Raw genomic sequence first — 19,134 nt, 5'->3', positions numbered from 1 at the left:
GTATAGGTTGATGTTTTGTTAGTTTTTGTTGTTAAGTACGGTTTCCAATTCTGTTTTTTTATTGATGACCTCTATCATGGATTGAAGGTATTCCTGCTGTGCGGTATAAAGCTGGGTCTGGGCCTGCCTCAATTCAAAACTGCTGGCAAGACCTTCTGTGTATTTAATTTGATTTTTGTGCTCTATACGTTCTGCCAAGGCCAGGTTTTCACTGGCGGTTTGGTATTCCTCAATAGAAAATAGATAATTGCTCTTGGCGGTTTTGTGTTGTAATCTTATGTTTTGTTCCGTTTCGGATAATTGGGTTCTGGCCTTTTCCAAGGCAATTTTTGCCCTTGCGGTCTTGGCACTCCTGCCAAAGGAGCTAAATATAGGGATATGTAGGTCCAGCCCCAATACAGAAGAATCAAACCAGTCTGGCTCGCCTCCCAAAAAATTAAATTTATCGCTATAGGAAGTGCTGCCGTAGTTTACAAAGGCGTTTAAAGTAGGAAGGGCCATACTTTTCTGTAGCTTAAGCTCCAGTTCACGTTGTTGGTTCAGGTTGGTTACAATCTTAAAGTCTATATTCTTGTCCAATATGAGGTCTTCTTCCAACAGGTCCAACCTTATTTGTTCCTGTGCCAAGTCGCTAAGATTCTCCTTTAGTTTTGTAGGGGCATCAATGTCCAAGCCCATAATAAGATTTAACATTTGGAGCGTAATGGTCTGTAGACGCAATGAGTTTTTTAACTGGTTGTCTACAGAGGACAGGGTAATCTGAAGTTGTTCCACACTTTCCTCGTCCCCAAGTCCGTTTTCGTATAGCTTTTGGGTTTCAAACAGATTTTTTTCCAGATTGGCCTTATTTTTTTCCAAGATGGCGACGCTCTCCTGGGATAGCAATACATTGCCATAGGCTTCAACGACCGATTTGCGTACTTCCAATTGGGTCTTTTCCTTATTGTTGTTGCTGTAGGCAATAAAGGTTTTGGCGGCTTGAATTCCCACTATGTATGATCCGTCAAATATTTGTTGCTTTAAGGTTGCCGTGGCATTCATGGTCTGGGGTTGGCCAAAAACCACTGGGATGAAGGTTCCGGCTTCCCCACCGGCCAACTCGGCGGGCAAAAGGGAAACAGGTTGTTTTAACTGGTTTTGATAACTTACGGCTCCGTCTATTTGGGGAAGTCCGGTGGCTATTGTTTCCCATTTTTGTTTTCTGGCATCCAATAGGTCGCGGTCTGCATTAATGGCCCCGTAATTGTTTTCCAAGGCAAAGTCTATTGCTTCCTCCAAAGTAAAATTATAGGTTTCCTCCTGTGCAAAGGTCCAGGTAGTTGTGAGTAGCCACATTAGAGCTAAGAGATAGTTTTTCATAAGTTGAAGTTATGTGTTGATGTCGATTTCTTTAGTTTTTACTCTTGGGTTGAATTAATTATATTATTTAGTATCTTTCTTCCTTTTGGTGTTACAATTCCACGCAAATGATATTCTAGAAAATAATCCTGTAAGTCTTTTACGGGGAAAGTTCCTTCGGGAAATAAGCGATTGTCCTTAATACTGGCTACCCCAGAAATATAAATACGGGATATAAATTCCACGTTTAAGTTTTTTCTGTAAATGTCGAGTTCCAATCCCCTTTTTATATTGTTTACAGTACATTCTTTCATAAGTTCGTAGTGTTTTTCCTTAAGGTTGTGAAAGATCTTGGGGTAGTATTTTTGCAATTGGTATTGGGGGGACGACTTCTCATCCTTTAGATGTGAAATGACGAATTTTTTAATATCGTACAACTCTTCAATAGGATTTTTGCCATTTGCACATATGATGTTTATTCCTGCGTTGATTTTGTTGAATATGCTAAGAGTAGATTCTTGGACCAACTTGGTCTTATTTTCAAAATGAGTGTAAATCGTTTTCTTGGAAATTCCCATTTCATTGGCTAAATCATCCATGGTTACGCTTTTAAAACCGTAGTTTAAAAACATATCAGCTGCCTTATCTAAAATTTTTTCCTTCATAGAGGGGGCAAAGATAGGCGTGGAAACTTTAGAAACCAAAAAAGTTTCTTAGGTTTTTCCATTTCTTAACAAATTGAATTACAACTACCTTTTTTACATTCACTTTATTTGATTATGTCAAGTGGGTGGTTTTAATGTATTTTTGAAAGAAAATTGCCATTATGCGTAGCATTGAACAATACAGGGCCGATTTTATGGCCCATTTAGAGGCTAAGACCCCGGTGAAGGAGCCTGCAAATCTATATAAGCCCATTTCCTATATCCTAAACTTGGGGGGGAAGCGTTTAAGACCTGTCTTGACCTTAATGACCGCCGATATTTTTGGGGCCGATCATAAAAAGGCTTTGGATGCTGCTTTAGCGATAGAGGTTTTCCATAATTTTTCTTTGGTACATGATGATATAATGGATGAGGCACCCTTGAGAAGGGGCAAGGAGACTTTGCATAAAAAATGGAACCTTAATACCGGTATTTTGTCCGGGGATGCCATGCTTATATACAGTTATCAACTTTTTGAGTCTTATCCCCCTGTCATATTTAAGCAGTTGTTGCAGTTGTTTAGTCAGACTGCTCTGCAGGTATGCGAAGGGCAGCAATACGATGTGGATTTTGAGGACAGGGATGATGTTACCATACCGGAATACCTGCTTATGATTAAATATAAAACGGCGGTTTTGGTAGCTGCTGCCATGAAAATGGGGGCCATTATAGCGGAAGAAAGTGTGGAAGTACAGGAGCTGATCTATGAGTTTGGCAAGCATCTGGGGATAGCCTTTCAGTTACAAGACGATTATTTGGATGCTTTTGGGGATCCAAAGCGTTTTGGAAAACAGTTAGGAGGGGATATAATAGAAAACAAAAAGACCTATCTATATCTTAAAGCTTTGGAAATGGGGTCGCCCATCCAAGCACAGGAACTGGAGCATTTGTTTTCACTTAAGCCCACTGACCCAAGCGATAAGATAAAAACGGTAAAGGATTTGTTTCATGATACCGGGGCGGTGACCCAATCGCTAAAAGCAATAGAGGACTATACGGAAAAGGCATTTAATTTTCTGGATAAGCTTAATCTAGAACCAAGTAAAAAGGAGGTGTTAAGGCAATTTGGGACATCTTTAATGAAAAGGGATGTATAATTGGTCCTAGCACTAATAAAAATGGCCCCATTTCCTGTGAAGTGGGGCCATTTTGTTGTTAAGGGCATATTGCCTATTTCTTTAAGCTGGCCAAATATTCTATTACATCACGTATTTCGCGTTTGGACATTAGGCTGCCCATAGGGGGCATTCCCGAGGCCATATTCTGTCTTTTCCCAATACGGGACAAGGCAATCTCCATGGGTTCGGCATCGGAGGTTTTTAGTATTAGTTCATCTTGGGTCTCCTCTTCCAATATTCCTGTCACCTGCTGTCCGTCCTTTAAGGTGACGGTTACCATTCCGTATCCCGGGGACAAACGTGCACTGGGGTTTATCAGGGCTTCCAATAATTGCTCCCGGCTCAAGATATTGCCAATATTGTCCAAGGCGGGTCCCACGGTGCCCCCACCTCCGTTAACGGAGTGGCAGCGAACACACTGTCCTGTAGAGTTGTTATTAAAGTATCTATAGCCCTCCCTTCTGTTTCCACCATCTAAGGTTTCGGCATAGGCATCCAAGCCGTCACCGGTAGATTTTAGCTTCCCTAGTTGGGCAATGAGCGTCTCTGATCCTGTAGCTTCTATGGCCTCCGTTAGATCCAGTATAACTGCATTGGAAAGCTTGTTGTTAATTCCTTGGTTTATTAAGGAGCTTAAAACGTCCTGACTCTTTTCTAGGGGCATTTCGCCCAGTACGCTCAGCATTTTTTGTTGCTCATTAATGGATCCGCTTTTAAAAATAGGTTCTACAGTACTAGGTAAACTTTCTTTTGGGATATCTACCTGGGTCACCAATCCCACAGCTACGGTACGGACATTTCTGTCCTTGTCCTGCATTCCTATTTTCATAGCCTCTTCAATATGGTCGTATTGTAATTCTCCCAGTGCTTTTAGCATTGCAGAACGCACCTTAGGGGAGGCATGGCGTTTCATAATATTGGCCAGTTGGGAATTGTAACCATCCATTTTTAGGGAGGTCAGGGTAAGGGCTGCGGCCTCTAAAATATCCGGATCCCTATCCTTTAAAAAGTTGGGGATATATTTTTCAATCTTGTTTCTCACCACATTGGTGTCCCTGTGTACTTCCCCTCTAAAACGACCGTCTACCCTGTCCAAAACAGAGGGGGCGGCCCATGTGCCAATGGTAGCCAGGGCTTCGCCTCTGAGGGCATTGGGAACAGTAGTTCTTTGGGCGAAATTGATCAATAGATCCAGTTCTTTCTCACCACCTACCCTAAGGGCAGCATTGATACTTCTACGCAATAAAGGCTCTGAGGTAAATTTTTCCTGCTGCAGCAAGGAGGCTAGGGCGGGCAATGCACTTTCAATAGACCAGTCGTCATTTATGGCCCTTGCGGCCTCGGTTACAATATACTCGTCACTATCTGATAAAAACTTGACGATATGTTCATTCTGAAGTCGTCTTAAGACCAGTACTGCGGCAATTCGTAAGCTTCTATTTTCACTGTCTGCCAAGGCAATAATGGGTTCGGTTTCCCCTATTCGGGATAAGGCCAAGACTGCGGCATGCCTTAGATAAATATCCTCATCATTATTGTCTTCCAACATTTTTATCAAGGGCAGAACTGCATTGCTGTCCTTTATCCTGCCTAGGGCTTGGGCGGCAAAGAAACGCACGCGGGCATGTTCATGGGCTAGCAGGGCAATTAGTTTGGGCCCTGCCTTGGTATACTTTACATCGCCAAGGATTTTAGTGGCCTGTGCTACAATTTCGGGATCACTATCCTCTAGGAGTGGCATTAAGGTTTCTGCCCTGTCCAATTTTTTTCTTGCCAATTGGCCAATGCCCCATATGCCGTGAATTCTGGCCAATTGATTCCCACCGGGCTCAATGGCCTTGCTTAGGGTCTTATAGCCTTTGTTGTTCCTATTTGCCAATTCAAACTGGGCTTTTTGGCGAATACGCATATCGGGATAGGCCAATAGTTGTAACAGCTCATTGGTGTTTTGATCGGAATAATCCAACGTCATTAATCGCTCTGTTTCCGCTCTTTCGGATTTTAGGTTGTTTTTACTCTCGGTAACATCCAATTTCCAAACGCGCCCAAAGTTTTTGGTATCCCAGCCGTTTATCCAGTCGGCTATGTATAGGGCGCCATCCGGAGCAAAACGGATTCCGGTAGGGAGAATGCCGCTGAGGATATCCTGTTCTTTATTCAACTCAAAGGAGGCTCCCTTAGGTTTAAGGTCAAAACTCCATATGTGCGATCTACTGGGGTTTCCTACAAACTCTACCAAGAAAAATTTATCCCTCCATTCTTTTCCCAAGGCGGTACCTGGGTTGTAGGCCATACCGGTAGGGCCATTGTGGAAGTTCATTAAAGGAGGAATAATATAGGCGGCTTGGTTTTCCCAACGTGGTACAAAAAGCTTTTCGTCCATCCATACATTATAGCCATTGTTTTTTGGATCGGTATACTTGCCATATTGCCAATTGGAGCGCCATCCGGCATCGGAACCTTCTACAATATATACCAATCGTTCACTTTCCCCACGGTGGTCACCGTCGTTATCGGCCGTGATTAGGTTTCCGTATTTGTCAAAGACAAATTCGTGGGTGTTGCGCACACCGGCGGCAAAGATCTCAAAATCGCTGCCATCGGGATTGGCCCTTACTATGACCCCTTGGTTTGGATATTTATGATGGGTGCCGTCCGCAGTAGTAATATTGGCTCCAATATCGCCAATACCCCAGTATATTTTTCCATCGGGACCTTCAATGGCGCCAGACATGCCATGGCCACCAAACCCAATATGTACCCCATAGCCATGGGAGATAGAGGTCTTGTTGGTCATAATACCATCCCCGTCCTCGTCGGTTATCCTCCACATATCAGGGGCAATACCCACAAACATATCGTTTTGCCTTACCAGCAGGGCTCCGGCTACATCGGATACTTCCTCATTAAAATCGTTCAGTATTCTAGTGGCAACATCGGCGTAGCCATTGCCATTTTTATCCTGTAGTTTCCATATTTCCTCTTTTTGAACGGTAAGGTCCCTCCAATCGTGAATGCTGTCGTTGTTCAAATCTTTTAACCACTGGTTTTCCTCACTTTTTTCGGTGGCAAAGGTGGTGTGTAAAAAGTTCTTTCTATCTTCAACGGATTGCAATGCAATGGAAGGTGTCATCCAATGCCTAAATCCCCTGATATCAAATTCGGAGTTCTTTTGACGGTTTGTTCTGGTCAGATATATGTTTCCATGATCGTCTACGGACATGGCAACAGGGTCAGGGGCCAATGAGTCAGAGGCCCATAAGGACAGGCTTAGGCCTTCTGCAACTTGTGCTGGCACATTTTCCCTAATCTCCTTAAATCGGTTTGCTGCGGTAGTGGAATCTTCCTTTATGACCAATAAGGGTTCTTGTGGTTTCTTTGGTTTTTGGTCACAGGATACAGCATATAGGCCAATGGACAATATGGCCAATGCAATTTTTGATGCGGTTTTGGTTTGCATAGGGGTTGTTTGGTTTTAAATAACTACATAATATACGTGTATATTTCTATATTAGAAAACATTGCTTGTTAAAAAGAAAATACCCGGCGTAGTAAGGCCAAGATAAATTCTTTCTTGGGGCAGGCCGCAATAACCTTTATGTCTTCTATTAGGGAGCTCTTTTCATCCAGAAATTTAAAAATGCTTTGTGGGTCGCGATTTTTAAACAAGGTACCAAATATTAGGTGGCCCTTACTATTGTCCCGTTGAAGAATATCCAATAATAGTAGGTCATAAAACCAAAAACGATTCTTTTTGGCAAAATTATTAAGGGGAAGGCCAGATTTTAAAAAAGGGATCAGTTGGCGGATTTTTTGCCGCGTCCGCTTAAAGGTATAGCCCGAACTTGGTTTTGCCCAGCCCCCCGCAATACCTATGTGCAGTATGTTTTTGCTGTTTTTAGTGTTGAAATTATAACAGCTCATAGGGATATTGCCACTTTCTTTGTGGATTATTTCATAATCATGGCAATCCATTTTTGTTAAAAGGTAATCGGCTATGGCGGCTTCGTATTCGGAAACGGGTAGGGGATGTTCGGAAAATAAGGTGTATTCTACCAAGGCCTCCGTTTTTGAAAAGGGCAATACGTACATAAAGCGGGTATTGCCCTTTTGGGGAATGGAAAAGTCCATAAAAGTGGCCTGATCCGCATCAAATGTCGGCTGTGGTGTTTTTACAAACCACCCTATAAAATGCTGTTGTAAAACGGGATATTTTTTTTGATTTATCAGCTCTTTGTAGTTGAAGATGCTGCTGAATACTTGCTTGCCTTTATAGGTGTCCGTATTTGTTTGCACCAAAACTGCCGTACCCTTGTCCTCCAAAGCCGTGACAGACCCTTCTAAAAAACTGATGTTGGCGTATTTCTTAATCTTGCTGTCAAGGTCATGATAGAATTCTGTTGCCCTCAGCATTTTATATTTATAGGGGGCTATAGGTGTTTTTTTGGAGTAGGTTTTATCTGAAACATGGATGTGGTCCCAGCTTTTGTATATGAGGTCGTCAAATTCACCCTTGCCCATTTCCCAAAAACACCAGGTGCGATCGTTAGTTCTATTTTGGGATTTATCCAGTAATAAAATAGATCTATCGGAAAAATAAGGGTCCTTCCCAAGCGCATCGGCCAGCATTAAACCAGAGGCCCCGGCACCAATAATAATATAGTCATATGTAAGCATGCGCGTTATCCCATGTTGAGGTAACAAAGGCATTACGCCTTTATTGTTTAAATTCAAAAGTACGAAATCTGTCTGTAGAAAAGATGAAGTGTATATTGATGTTGTGGTTCTGGCAATTGGTCCTACTTGGGTTACTACAATACCTTCTGATACCGAATGGTCTTTTTTGAGTGTAAGTTTATATGTAAGGAGGGAGTTTCCTTTGTTGGTGCTGGTATGGGCTCTGCTTGCATGGTTGATAGTATTCCATCAGTCAAAATAGCGTCCATTATTAGTTTATTTGTTAAGGAAGGGAGATGGGTTAGGGGCAGTGAAAAGCTTAGTAACTAGGTGTTTTGAATCGATTTAAAACTAGAATTTAGTCGAGCCTAAAAATTTGTTTTTATAAATAAAAATGTATTTTTGCGGAAATATGTATTTCATGACGCGTTCGGAGGAAAACTACATCAAAACCATATTTCATTTAGGGAATAAAGGTACCCGTGATGTGTCCACGAATGCCATAGCTGAAATCATGGAAACCAAGCCTTCTTCGGTTACCGACATGATAAAGCGACTTTCAGAGAAGGGTCTGGTAAATTATAAGCGATACCAAGGGGTTTCCTTAACTTCTTTAGGGACTAAAACGGCCTTGGGAATCATTAGAAAGCATCGTCTATGGGAAGTTTTTTTGGTAGAAAAACTGGATTTTTCCTGGGATGAGGTCCACGAAGTAGCCGAGCAGTTGGAGCATATTAAAAGCGATAAGCTTATAGACAGCTTGGACCGCTTATTGGCGTATCCAAAATTTGACCCACATGGCGATCCCATACCGGACAAAAACGGAAGTTTTAAGGAGAGGGATAGGAAGTTGTTAAGTGAAGTCCCGGTCAATACCGCTGGCTTATGTGTAGGGGTAAAGGATTCATCCACAACATTCTTGAAGTTTCTGGACAAAAATGGTATTGCCTTGGGGAATAGGATAAAGGTTTTGGAAATAGAGGAATTTGATGGGTCCTTGAATATTGAGATAGAGGGTAGAAAAATGCAAATTTCAAATGTTATTGCCTCCAACCTTTATATTAATGTGGAGTAATGATAATGGTTTAAAAGGATAGTGATATAGGGTAAATGAACAAATATGGGCGGCTGTTTCCTGCTATCAGTATCCAGTTATTTTGGAAAGTGAAAACGGTCTTTTTTTAAAATGGTACCCGTTTAAAACATGAGTTTTTAAGAGTTTAATTGCATAAGAATATGGAAGGAATTATTAATTATTTTGAATCTATCAACCCTATTTTGGCGGCATTTTATGCCACCTTGTTTACCTGGGGATTAACGGCTTTGGGGGCTGGCCTGGTTTTTTTCTTTAAGACTATGAACCGTGCGGTATTGGATGGTATGTTGGGTTTTACCGGAGGAGTAATGGTAGCTGCCAGTTTTTGGAGTCTATTGGCACCGGGAATTGAAATGAGCCCGGGAGAGGGGTTTGTAAAGGTTATACCGGCGGCAGTGGGATTTTTATTGGGTGCCTTGTTCCTTTTTGGGCTGGACAAGGTATTGCCACATTTGCATATAAATTTTAAGGAAAATGAAAAGGAGGGAATTAAGACGCCATGGCATAAGACAACCTTGTTAACACTGGCCATAACCTTACACAACATACCGGAGGGACTGGCCGTTGGGGTACTGTTTGGAGGTGTCGCTGCTGGTTTTGAAGGGGCTAGTATTGGTGGTGCGGTAGCCTTGGCCTTGGGTATTGGACTGCAAAATTTTCCTGAAGGTTTTGCCGTGGCCATGCCGTTGAGAAGGCAGGGGCTAAGTAGAAGAATGAGTTTTGCCTATGGTCAGGCTTCGGCCTTGGTAGAGCCTATAGCGGCCGTGTTGGGAGCTTGGGCCGTACTTACCTTTCAGCCTATTTTACCATATGCGCTTTCATTTGCAGCTGGGGCCATGATTTTTGTAGTGGTGGAAGAAGTAATTCCCGAGACACAGCAGGATAAGTATACAGATATTGCCACCATGGGCTTTATAGGTGGTTTTATAATTATGATGACCCTGGATGTAGGACTCGGTTGATGGCATTGCCCTATGTTTTTGAAAGCTATCCAAGAAACAAACATCTTTTTTGCCCGTTTTAACGTAAATTGGTCCTAGATAACAAGCAATAAAAAGAATAACCCTATGACCGGCACAAAAAAAAGACATTGGTTGTTGAACTTGCTAATTGTATTGACCCTCATACTAGTTTCCTTGGCTTTTACTGCCCATTATAAAAATTGGGTAAAGGCAGAACAGAACGATCTGCAGATTTTATCCGGGATCTACTATCGCAATATACCCTATGCCGATATGGACAGTATTGAAATGGTGGAAAAAATTCCCGGTATGGAGCGCATCAACGGGTTTTCTGTAAAGGAAAGGGAGAAAGGGGTCTTTAAAGAGGATAGTATTGGTCAGAACAAGGTCTATGTCTATGTAGATAAGCTTTCCCAGTCCAAAATAAGATTGGTGTATCAGGACTCTTTGAAGTTGTTCCTGAACTTTTCCGATAGTACCGAGACGGCATCCATGTATCAATTTTTATCGGATAAAATACATCCACCTAAAAAATAACTAATAAACTTTAATCCCTCCGCTTAATGATTAAGTATGCTTGGTGTTTAATGTGGCTGATCCCTTTCTGGGGCATGTCCCAAAATAGTCTTTCTATTGAAATACAAGGGGTGAAATCTTCCAGTGGTACTATCAATATCGCCATCTATAACCAGGCCGAGGGCTTTTTAAAGTTCGATGATGTATTTAAGGCAGAGCGGGTTGCCGCCCATAAGGAATCTACCCAATTTACCATCACGGATCTGCCCAATGGGGAATATGCCGTAGCCATATTTCACGATGAGAATGCCAATGATAAGTTGGACACCAACTGGTTGGGTATCCCAAAGGAGTCCATTGCGTTTTCAAATGCCAAGATTAAGACTTTTGGGCCTCCTAGTTATAAGGAATGTGCCTTTAATATGGATAGGGACATGGATTTAAAGATGGAGTTCAATTAGGGATTGCGGCATACGTTTTAATTAAAAGAATTTTTATGGTACTTATAGCACATTTAGCGGGTTCATTATACGGACTTTTGGCAGTGATTTTTGGAGCGTTCGGGGCCCATGCCCTGAAAAAAAGCTTGGATGGGGAACAGCTTAAAAGTTTTGAAACGGGGGTAAAGTATCAGATGTACCATGCGGTATTGCTTCTGGTATTGGGATTTAATCTTAATATGGAAACTTCTTTGGAGCGCAATATGGTCTATTGTTTAATTATAGGGGTATTCCTATTTTCTTTTAGTATCTACGGATTGGTACTTAGTGCTGCCCGTGGAAAAAAATGGAAGTTCTTGGGGCCTATTACCCCAATAGGTGGGCTGTTATTGGTAACAGGCTGGGGAATGTTACTCTATTCCTTTGTTCAAAATTATTTTTAGATTATTTGTTAGTATCCTTATAGTAGGTATTTAAAGTTGTTTATTGAGGCTGTCCTAGATGTATTTGCTAATGGGAGCGCTATACTATTAAAGAATTGATGTGTTGGATTTTTTGTCTTGCGTTAGGGACCGCAGCGGCATCCCCGCCGCAACGCAAGGGATATAGTGAAGGGCCCGCCCGACGAAGGAGGGAACGCCCAAATAAGCGCTAGAGGCCTACCCTGGTTTTTGGTGTAAATTTTGAGGTTCAAAAATGCTGTAAAAACAATAATCGGCTTCTTGGGCAGTCAAATTTGAACAGCAGTTCTTAGTGACAACCACAGTTGCCATCACCACAAGCTTTGTTGTTACGTTTTTTTCCGGAAAAGAGGGATTTGGGAATCAAAAATTTGTTGACCAAATAGCCAACGGCCAGGGCCACGGTTATATAGACCAATAGGTGTTGTAGAATATCCATGTTTATACCTTATTTTTTTTAAAAATACTTTTTAGGTACGGTGGTTATTTAAGGATCTGATAGGCTATCAATGCAACAATATACGCAAAAAGACTCATAAATACTAGTTGTGCCGCTGGCCATTTCCATGTATTGGTCTCGCGTTTTACAATGGCCAAGGTACTCATACATTGCATGGCAAAGGCATAGAACAGCAATAGCGATATTCCCGAGGCCATGTTAAATAAAGGCTTTCTGGTCTTGGGATCCACCTCGGCAGCCATTCTATTTTTTATGGTTTCTTCCTCGTCACTTCCTACGCTATAAATAGTGGCCAAGGTACCTACAAAGACCTCTCTTGCGGCAAAGGAAGTAAGTACGGCGATGCCAATTTTCCAATCGTAACCTAAGGGGCGTACAATGGGTTCTATAGCCTTGCCCATATAGCCCATATAGGAGTTTTCCAATTTGTAACTGGCTATTTCCTCGTTTTCGGCCTTTTTTTGCAGGCTTGTTTCCTTTGTTCTAAGGGAATCTATTATGGATGCCTGTCCTATTGTATACACTTTCTTGTCTATACTATCCTTTAGGGCGATGCTATAGGATTGCAAGCTGTTTTCTATGTTGGATTTGTGAAAATCAGTATACCCTTGGTTCTCAATTCGGTTTTTAACAATGGTTTCGGCATTGGTAAAATCATCGGAAAATCCGTTGGAGCCCAAAAACCAAAGGATTATGGAGATGGCCAGAATAATTTTCCCTGCTCCCAGGACAAAGCTTTTTGTTTTTTCCCAAACGGTATAGACCACATTTTTAATCAAAGGCAGTTTATAGTTGGGCATTTCCATTACAAAAAAGGTCTTGCTTTTGATGTTCATGATCTTGTTAAGGATCATGGCCGATAATATGGCCGCACCAAAGCCAAGGAGGTATAGAAGCATTAGGGTAAGAGCTTGGTAGCTTAAACCAAAAACTCTACCCTCTGGGATCACCAGGGCAATAATGATTAAATACACCGGCAATCTGGCCGAGCAGGTGGTGAAGGGGGTAACCAATATGGTAATGAGCCGCTCTTTCCAGTTTTCTATGGTCCTGGTGGCCATTATGGCCGGGATGGCACAGGCGGTACCGGAAATTAGGGGCACCACACTCTTACCGCTTAACCCAAAGGGGCGCATTAGTTTGTCCATTAAAAATACCACACGGCTCATGTATCCCGATTCTTCCAAGAGGGCAATAAACAGGAACAGGAAGGCAATTTGAGGAATAAAGATCACAATACCCCCAATTCCGGCAAGGATGCCTTCTGCAATAAGATTGGTAAATACCCCTGGTGGCAGACTGTCCTTGACCCATTCACTGGCCGATGCAAATAGTTCATCAATAAAATCCATTGGGTAGCTGCTCCAATCATAGATGGCTTGAAAGATGGTGAGCAGGATGATAAAAAAGATGGCGTATCCAAATATTTTATGGGTCAATACCTTGTCCAGGGTGGCCCTGAGGCCCTTGGCAACATTAAGGTCTACCTTATAGGCCTGTTTTAGGATCCCATTAATAAATTGATAGCGTAGAATGGTTTCTTTTTGCTGTAATCGTTTTAACTCCGATTTGGATTTGGTATCAAAAGAGGATGGAATGCTGATAGGATTCCTTTTTATGGGCATAAAATTTACATCCTGGGTAATCACCAACCAAAGTTTATATAGATCCTCATTGGGAAAGGTTGCCTTTAGTTTGTCAAAATACTCAGGAGCAATTACCGTACTATCAATATTTGGGGATATGGAAAGATTCTTATAATCGGTTATCAATTCCTTGATGCGTTCAATTCCAGTGCCTTTTCTGGTACTTACCAAGGCTATCTTGGTGTCCAGTTTTTCCTCCAAAAGGCTAATGTCCAATGATATGCCTGTCCTGGACATTCTGTCGGCCATATTGATGACCAGAATAACCGGTATTCTCAGGTCTTTTATCTGGGTAAAGAGCAGTAGGTTCCTTTTTAGGTTTTCCACGTCGCTGATCACTACGGCCACATCCGGATAATCCTTGTCATTTTTGTTCAGCAAAAGCTCTACCACCACACTTTCGTCCAAGGAGGTGGTATTTAGGCTATAGGTGCCCGGCAAATCCAAGATATGGGCTTTTACCCCTCGTGGCAATTTGCAGATACCCTCCTTTTTTTCTACGGTAATACCTGGGTAGTTGCCTACTTTTTGCTTAAGTCCGGTAAGTTGATTGAAAACCGAGGTTTTTCCAGTATTGGGATTGCCTATAAGCGCAACCTTTATCTGTTTGCTCATAGTGGGGAATCTTCAATGATATCTAATTCTATTAATGAGGCCATGGCGCGCCTAATGGCGATATGCGTACCATTAACATTAATGTATATGGGGTCTTTTAAGGGAGCCACCTGTACCAATTCTATTTCATTGCCCGGCAGGCAACCCATTTCCAACAGTTTTATAGGAAGTATCCCGTCGGCAAACTCTTTGATGATGCCTTTTTGCCCTCGTTTTAAATGTGCTACCGTAGTGGTCAATTTTTATTTAGATTGATTTTAATTAAGCACAAAAATAAAAGAAAAAGATGAGGAATTAGGGTAAAAATATAAAAAGTTGGGCCCTTTGATTGTTTTTGGGAAAAGCGGCAGATGTTACGTTGCACTTTATATGCTATACTATGCAGTCCACTTGTGCCTACAAGTATGGGTTGCATGTCCTTTAAGGCATTGTATTACAGGTTTTTTTAGCACATTACTTACTTGGCGTAGGACGATTTTAGGGTTTCCAGATCCTCTAGCAATACCTCCATTTCTTCGGGTTTGGTACCGTCATAAAAGCCCCTTATTCTCCTTTCTTTGTCTACCAAAATAAAATTTTCGGTGTGTATCATATCGTATTTTCCTCCATCGCCATCGGTCTTAACGGCCAAATATGACTTTCTGGCCAGTTCATAGATCTGTTTTTTGTCGCCTGTCACCAAATTCCATTTGCTGTCCCGTACGCCTTTTTCCAGGGCGTATTTTTTTAATTGGGGTACGGAGTCGATTTCCGGGGTTACCGAATGGGAGAGGAGCATAACCTCTTGGTCATCAAGAATTTTCTCTTGCAGGCTGGCCATGTTCTTGGTCATAATGGGGCAAATGGTGGGGCAGGTAGTAAAAAAGAAATCGGCCACATATATTTTATCCTTGTAGTCTTCCTGGGTTACCGTTTTCCCGTTTTGATTTGTCAAGGAGAAATCGGCTATGGTATGGTATTTTTTTACGTGCTGCAAGGTACTGTCCACCAATTCAAAATTCACCATGGCCGGTTGGTAAATGGGCAATATTTTTTTGGGTTGCAGCGCATTGTAGAATAGCGCAACGATCACGGCAGAAATTATAAACAGGACAATGCCGAAGAATTTAAATTTGGCAAAAAACGAGCGCATAGTTTTTTGGCAAAGGTAGGGTAGATACCCTTATTTTTCAAGTTTGTATAGGGGGTTTGCTACTAAATCTTTCTTAAAAAGAACCTGGTGGGGAATAGTTTTTTTTTTAAGACCATGTAATAATGTACTTTTGTGCGTTTTTAAAGATTAAAAAAATAGTTAATGACGCTAGCAATACAGATTGTACAGTTTGTACTTATCATATCCATTTTGGTTATCCTACATGAAATGGGCCATTTTCTTCCCGCCAAATATTTTAAGACCAAGGTGGAGAAATTTTATTTGTTTTTTGATGTTAAGTTCTCGCTTTTTAAAAAGAAGATAGGTGACACGGAGTACGGTATTGGATGGTTGCCCTTGGGCGGCTATGTAAAAATATCCGGAATGATAGATGAGAGCATGGACACCGAGCAAATGAAGCAGGAGCCACAGCCTTGGGAGTTTCGTTCCAAACCGGCATGGCAGCGATTGATCATCATGACAGGTGGGGTCATTGTTAACTTTTTATTGGCCTGGGTAATCTATACCATGCTGTTGTTCAACAATGGGGACACTTATATTCCGTCCGATAATTTAAAATATGGTATCCTAGTAGATTCTATTGGGGAGCAGCTGGGGTTAAGGACTGGTGATCAAATTCTACAGGTAGACGATAAAAAGACCAGGAAATTCAATCAGGCCGTATTGGATATCATCCTGGGAGATGAGGTTACCGTGAAAAGGGATGGTCAGGAAATAACCGTACCTCTTTCCGATGAAGGCAAGGAAACAGTCTTTGCTACACAGGGCAAAAATTTCTTGGGCTACAGATCAAAAGCTGTTATTTCCAAGGTTATAGATACTTCTGCAGCAAAGAGGGCCGGAATTATGGCGGGAGATGAAATTGTGGCCATAAACGGAAGTCCCGTTACTTTTTGGGACGAGTTTACCACTATTATAAAATCTTCCCCCAGTAAACAACTTTCTTTGGAAGTTAAAAGGGACGGCTCTTTGGAGACCATACCGTTAACGGTTCCCAAGGAAGGTAAAATAGGGGTGTATCCGGACATAGAAGACCTTTGGGTTACGGACGACTACGGATTTTTTGAAGCTATTCCTGCGGGCTATAAGCGTACCATACAGGTGTTAACAGACCAAATAAGGCAGTTTAAGGTAATCTTTAATACCAAGACAGGAGCCTATAAGCAAGTAAAAGGGCCTATCGGGATTGTAGAAATGATGCCTGTTACATGGGATTGGACGTTCTTTTGGTCTTTTATGGCCATGTTCTCGGTTTGGTTGGCCTTTTTAAATATTCTTCCAATTCCGGCACTGGACGGTGGACACGTGATGTTTTTGTTATATGAAATAATTTCGGGCAGAAAACCAAGCGAGAAGGTATTGGAAACCGGTCAAATAATTGGTTTTGTTATACTTATGGGGCTAATGCTGGTAGTGTTTGGTAACGATATCTGGAATATTGTTAAAAGGTTCCTATAGCAGAAAAATATTTTTTTAAAAAAATAGGTGTAAATCAGTGAATTTTATTTGGCGTATTTGAAAAATCATTTATATTTGCACCCGCTTAGGCGATAGTAATACACAGATCGTTAACGCCGCCCGAAAAAAATCGGGAAGTTATAAGAGACGTTCTTAAAGAAATTTATACAATATACACTCCTCCTTAGCTCAGTTGGTTAGAGCATCTGACTGTTAATCAGAGGGTCCTTGGTTCGAGCCCAAGAGGGGGAGCAAAAAATAAAAGAGCTGCACGAAAGTGTGGCTCTTTTATTTTTTACCCGTTTTTGGCGAGAAGTGTACCCTGAGCGGAGTCCAAGGGAGTCCTAGAGCGGGAGCAAGAACAACGAAAGCCACTCAAACATGTGGCTCTTTTCATTTTTAAAATCTCGGGCGAGAAGCCTGTGCCAAAGCCTAGTCACCTTCTTTTACCAAAAAGGTTGGTCATAATTGCTTATTTTTATGGTAAACCAACTACCATGAAATTATTCATTGCGGTACTTAGTTTTTTTGGCTTTTGCTTATTTTCTCACCTGTATGGGCAGCATAACCAGAAAATGGATAGTCTTTTGCGCGTATACCGGTCGCAAGCTAATGACACCTTAAAAGTAAAAACGCTCTCCAACCTATATAATACCGTTTTATATAATGATTCGGAGGCAGCACTGAAGTATGCCAGAGAAGAAAAACTGCTGTCTAAAAAACTTGGCCACAGAAAAGGGTTTGCCCTGGCCTTGTACCATTTGGGGGTATATTATAACAATTACGAAAAGCAAGATTCGGCCTACTACTACTATAGCAAATCACTTTATGAATATGAACAGCTGGGCGATTTAAAGGGGCAGGTGCTCGTAAATCACGGCCTGGCCATCCTGGAATATGAAAAGACTAATTATACGAAAGCCTTGCAAATTCTGGATAATAACATAGATATATACCTCCAGAAGCTCAATGATTCGTCAGGTCTTGCATTATCCTATGATTTTAAAGGCACTATAAATACCTTTATGGGGAATCGGAACATTGCACTCCAGGAAACCCTAAAGGCGCTCCGTATTTTTGAGCTATTGGATGAACCCATCCGAAAGGCCGATGCACTTAACCATTTGGCTACCATAGAATTCTATTTGGAAAATTATGGGCAATCCATAAAATACAACCAAGAAGCGTTGGACATATACATTGCACACAACGACCGGTATTATCAGGCCCAGGCTTTGAATGATATGGGAAATACCTACCATTACATGAAAGACTATCCAAAGGCTATCGAGTTACTTAAAGCTAGCCTTTCCCTGTCACGTGAGATGAAAATTACCGACCTGGAGGCCACGGCTCTCGGAAATTTGGGTAAAAATTACATGGAGATAAATGAATTTGATAAAGCGATCTTTCATCTAAACCAAAGTCTTGAAATTCTAGATGGAGGAGGGAACCTTAACAAGACGGTGGAAGCCCTGAACGATCTTGGTGCGGTCTATACAAGAATGGAGATTCCAGCTAAGGCTATTGAATACTTTAATAAGGCGATTGTTTTGGCCAATGGCATTCTTGCTAAAGAAAACCTAAGAATAGGCTATTATAATCGTTCAATGGCCTATGCCCAACTCAAAGCGTATGACAGGGCATTTGAGGACTACCAAAAATACAAACAAGTCAGCGATTCAATTTATGACATAGCCAAGTCTAAACAAATTGAAGAACTGCGCATGATATACGAAACCCAGAATAAGGAGCAACAAATAGCATTGAAGGAAAAGGAAATAACGGTTTTAGAGCAAAAAGCCCAAATCAGCAACCTTCAAAAATTCCTGATGGCCGTATTGCTTCTCTTATCCTTAATTGGTCTCTATGGGCTTCGACAAAAAATGAAGCGCAACCGTCTGGAACGAGAGCGGGTAAAGGCCGAGCTGGCCTTCAAGAAAAAAGAACTCACCACCCATGCCCTACATTTGGCCAAAAAGAATGAGGTCTTGGAAAATCTAAAACAAAAAGCCAGGGTGTTAAAAGCCACAGAACACAACAATAAGGCCTACCACCAGCTTATCCAAACCATTAATCTAGACCAGCAGGACGATAGGAATTGGGAGAATTTTACCCAATACTTTGAGGCAGTACATAAAGATTTTGCCAGCAATGCCGCCCGAAAATACCCGAATATTTCACGTACAGACCTACGGATGATGGCCCTCATTAGAATGAACCTGTCTTCTAAAGAAATCGCCAATATTCTTAATATTTCTTCCCAAGGGGTCAAAAAAGCCAGGCAGCGACTGCGGAAAAAGATGGATTTGTCCCGTACCGATTCCTTGGATCATACCATTATGTCCCTTTAAGGCATCCCGGTTTGGTATTTATAAGCCGATTATTGAAAGTTTTTGGACTTGTACCCTTTTTGTACCCCCACTGTTTTTTTATTCTAATAATGAGTGACTTAGGTTTGTGATGTCAAAACAAAAAATTGACAAATCA

The 19,134-nt window shown here is 41.6% G+C and carries 16 protein-coding genes and 1 tRNA gene; 9 read left to right on the top strand and 8 right to left on the bottom strand.

The genetic code is table 11. The annotated features are described in order from the left end of the window. Nucleotides 1-18 precede the first annotated feature (18 nt). Both EHW67_RS02750 and EHW67_RS02745 read right to left on the bottom strand, forming a co-directional pair. Nucleotides 19-1,359, bottom strand: coding sequence for a TolC family protein (locus EHW67_RS02750; protein ID WP_126160802.1), 1,341 nt, complete (start codon nt 1,357-1,359; stop codon nt 19-21). A 38-nt stretch (nt 1,360-1,397) separates the two neighbouring features. Further along, nucleotides 1,398-2,003 carry a TetR/AcrR family transcriptional regulator gene (locus EHW67_RS02745; RefSeq protein ID WP_126160801.1) on the bottom strand — a complete coding sequence of 202 codons (606 nt, stop codon included), beginning with the start codon at nt 2,001-2,003 and terminating at the stop codon, nt 1,398-1,400. A 161-nt stretch (nt 2,004-2,164) separates the two neighbouring features. Between EHW67_RS02745 and EHW67_RS02740 the strand changes: the two genes are divergently transcribed. Next, the gene (locus tag EHW67_RS02740; RefSeq protein WP_126160800.1) at nt 2,165-3,139 is read left to right on the top strand and encodes a polyprenyl synthetase family protein; all 975 of its coding nucleotides are present in this window, start codon (nt 2,165-2,167) and stop codon (nt 3,137-3,139) included. A gap of 73 nt (nt 3,140-3,212) precedes the next feature. Here the strand turns inward: EHW67_RS02740 and EHW67_RS02735 are convergent, their stop codons facing one another. Together EHW67_RS02735 and EHW67_RS02730 are read right to left on the bottom strand one after the other, a co-directional pair. After that, nucleotides 3,213-6,620 carry a HEAT repeat domain-containing protein gene (locus tag EHW67_RS02735; RefSeq protein ID WP_126160799.1) on the bottom strand — a complete coding sequence of 1,136 codons (3,408 nt, stop codon included), beginning with the start codon at nt 6,618-6,620 and terminating at the stop codon, nt 3,213-3,215. 68 nt (nt 6,621-6,688) lie between these two features. Then, nucleotides 6,689-7,870, bottom strand: coding sequence for a lycopene cyclase family protein (locus tag EHW67_RS02730; RefSeq protein ID WP_238389824.1), 1,182 nt, complete (start codon nt 7,868-7,870; stop codon nt 6,689-6,691). A 388-nt stretch (nt 7,871-8,258) separates the two neighbouring features. Between EHW67_RS02730 and EHW67_RS02725 the strand changes: the two genes are divergently transcribed. From EHW67_RS02725 to EHW67_RS02705, 5 genes are all read left to right on the top strand, one after another. Beyond that, entirely contained in the window at nt 8,259-8,912 is a 654-nt protein-coding gene (locus EHW67_RS02725; protein ID WP_126160798.1) for a metal-dependent transcriptional regulator, read from the top strand. 161 nt (nt 8,913-9,073) lie between these two features. Further along, nucleotides 9,074-9,895 carry a ZIP family metal transporter gene (locus EHW67_RS02720; RefSeq protein WP_126160797.1) on the top strand — a complete coding sequence of 274 codons (822 nt, stop codon included), beginning with the start codon at nt 9,074-9,076 and terminating at the stop codon, nt 9,893-9,895. Between the two features lie 105 nt (nt 9,896-10,000). After that, entirely contained in the window at nt 10,001-10,432 is a 432-nt protein-coding gene (locus EHW67_RS02715) for a hypothetical protein (RefSeq protein ID WP_126160796.1), read from the top strand. A 26-nt stretch (nt 10,433-10,458) separates the two neighbouring features. Further along, nucleotides 10,459-10,872 (top strand): DUF2141 domain-containing protein, encoded by a 414-nt coding sequence (locus tag EHW67_RS02710; protein WP_126160795.1) that lies wholly within the window; start codon nt 10,459-10,461, stop codon nt 10,870-10,872. A 35-nt stretch (nt 10,873-10,907) separates the two neighbouring features. After that, nucleotides 10,908-11,294 (top strand): DUF423 domain-containing protein, encoded by a 387-nt coding sequence (locus EHW67_RS02705; protein WP_126160794.1) that lies wholly within the window; start codon nt 10,908-10,910, stop codon nt 11,292-11,294. 307 nt (nt 11,295-11,601) lie between these two features. On the opposite strand, the gene EHW67_RS20440 is transcribed toward EHW67_RS02705, so the two are convergent. The 4 genes from EHW67_RS20440 to EHW67_RS02690 all read right to left on the bottom strand — a co-directional run bounded on the left by EHW67_RS20440 (nt 11,602) and on the right by EHW67_RS02690 (nt 15,165). Next, entirely contained in the window at nt 11,602-11,751 is a 150-nt protein-coding gene (locus EHW67_RS20440; protein ID WP_202911903.1) for a hypothetical protein, read from the bottom strand. 44 nt (nt 11,752-11,795) lie between these two features. Next, on the bottom strand, nt 11,796-14,033 hold the full coding sequence (gene feoB, locus EHW67_RS02700) for a ferrous iron transport protein B (RefSeq protein ID WP_126160793.1): 2,238 nt from the start codon (nt 14,031-14,033) through the stop codon (nt 11,796-11,798). Beyond that, nucleotides 14,030-14,272, bottom strand: a complete 243-nt coding sequence (locus EHW67_RS02695) for a FeoA family protein (protein ID WP_126160792.1) — start codon at nt 14,270-14,272, stop codon at nt 14,030-14,032. The genes feoB and EHW67_RS02695 overlap by 4 nt, the downstream gene beginning before the upstream one ends. Before the next feature lie 218 nt (nt 14,273-14,490). Then, nucleotides 14,491-15,165 carry an SCO family protein gene (locus EHW67_RS02690; protein WP_126160791.1) on the bottom strand — a complete coding sequence of 225 codons (675 nt, stop codon included), beginning with the start codon at nt 15,163-15,165 and terminating at the stop codon, nt 14,491-14,493. 162 nt (nt 15,166-15,327) lie between these two features. Here EHW67_RS02690 and rseP point away from each other — a divergent pair, with 162 nt between their 5' ends. From rseP to EHW67_RS02675, 3 genes are all read left to right on the top strand, one after another. Then, nucleotides 15,328-16,644 (top strand): RIP metalloprotease RseP, encoded by a 1,317-nt coding sequence (gene rseP, locus EHW67_RS02685; protein ID WP_126160790.1) that lies wholly within the window; start codon nt 15,328-15,330, stop codon nt 16,642-16,644. Between the two features lie 178 nt (nt 16,645-16,822). Next, a tRNA-Asn gene (locus EHW67_RS02680) sits at nt 16,823-16,896 on the top strand. A gap of 245 nt (nt 16,897-17,141) precedes the next feature. After that, nucleotides 17,142-18,998: a tetratricopeptide repeat protein gene (locus EHW67_RS02675; RefSeq protein WP_126160789.1), complete on the top strand. Its 1,857-nt coding sequence runs from the start codon at nt 17,142-17,144 to the stop codon at nt 18,996-18,998. The last annotated feature ends 136 nt before the right edge of the window (nt 18,999-19,134 follow it).

The sequence above is a fragment of the Arenibacter aquaticus genome (assembly GCF_003957295.1).
Taxonomy (GTDB): Bacteria; Bacteroidota; Bacteroidia; order Flavobacteriales; family Flavobacteriaceae; genus Arenibacter; species Arenibacter aquaticus.
The sequence above is the reverse complement of the archived record's forward strand: the minus strand, read 5'-3'. Positions and strand labels throughout refer to the sequence as shown.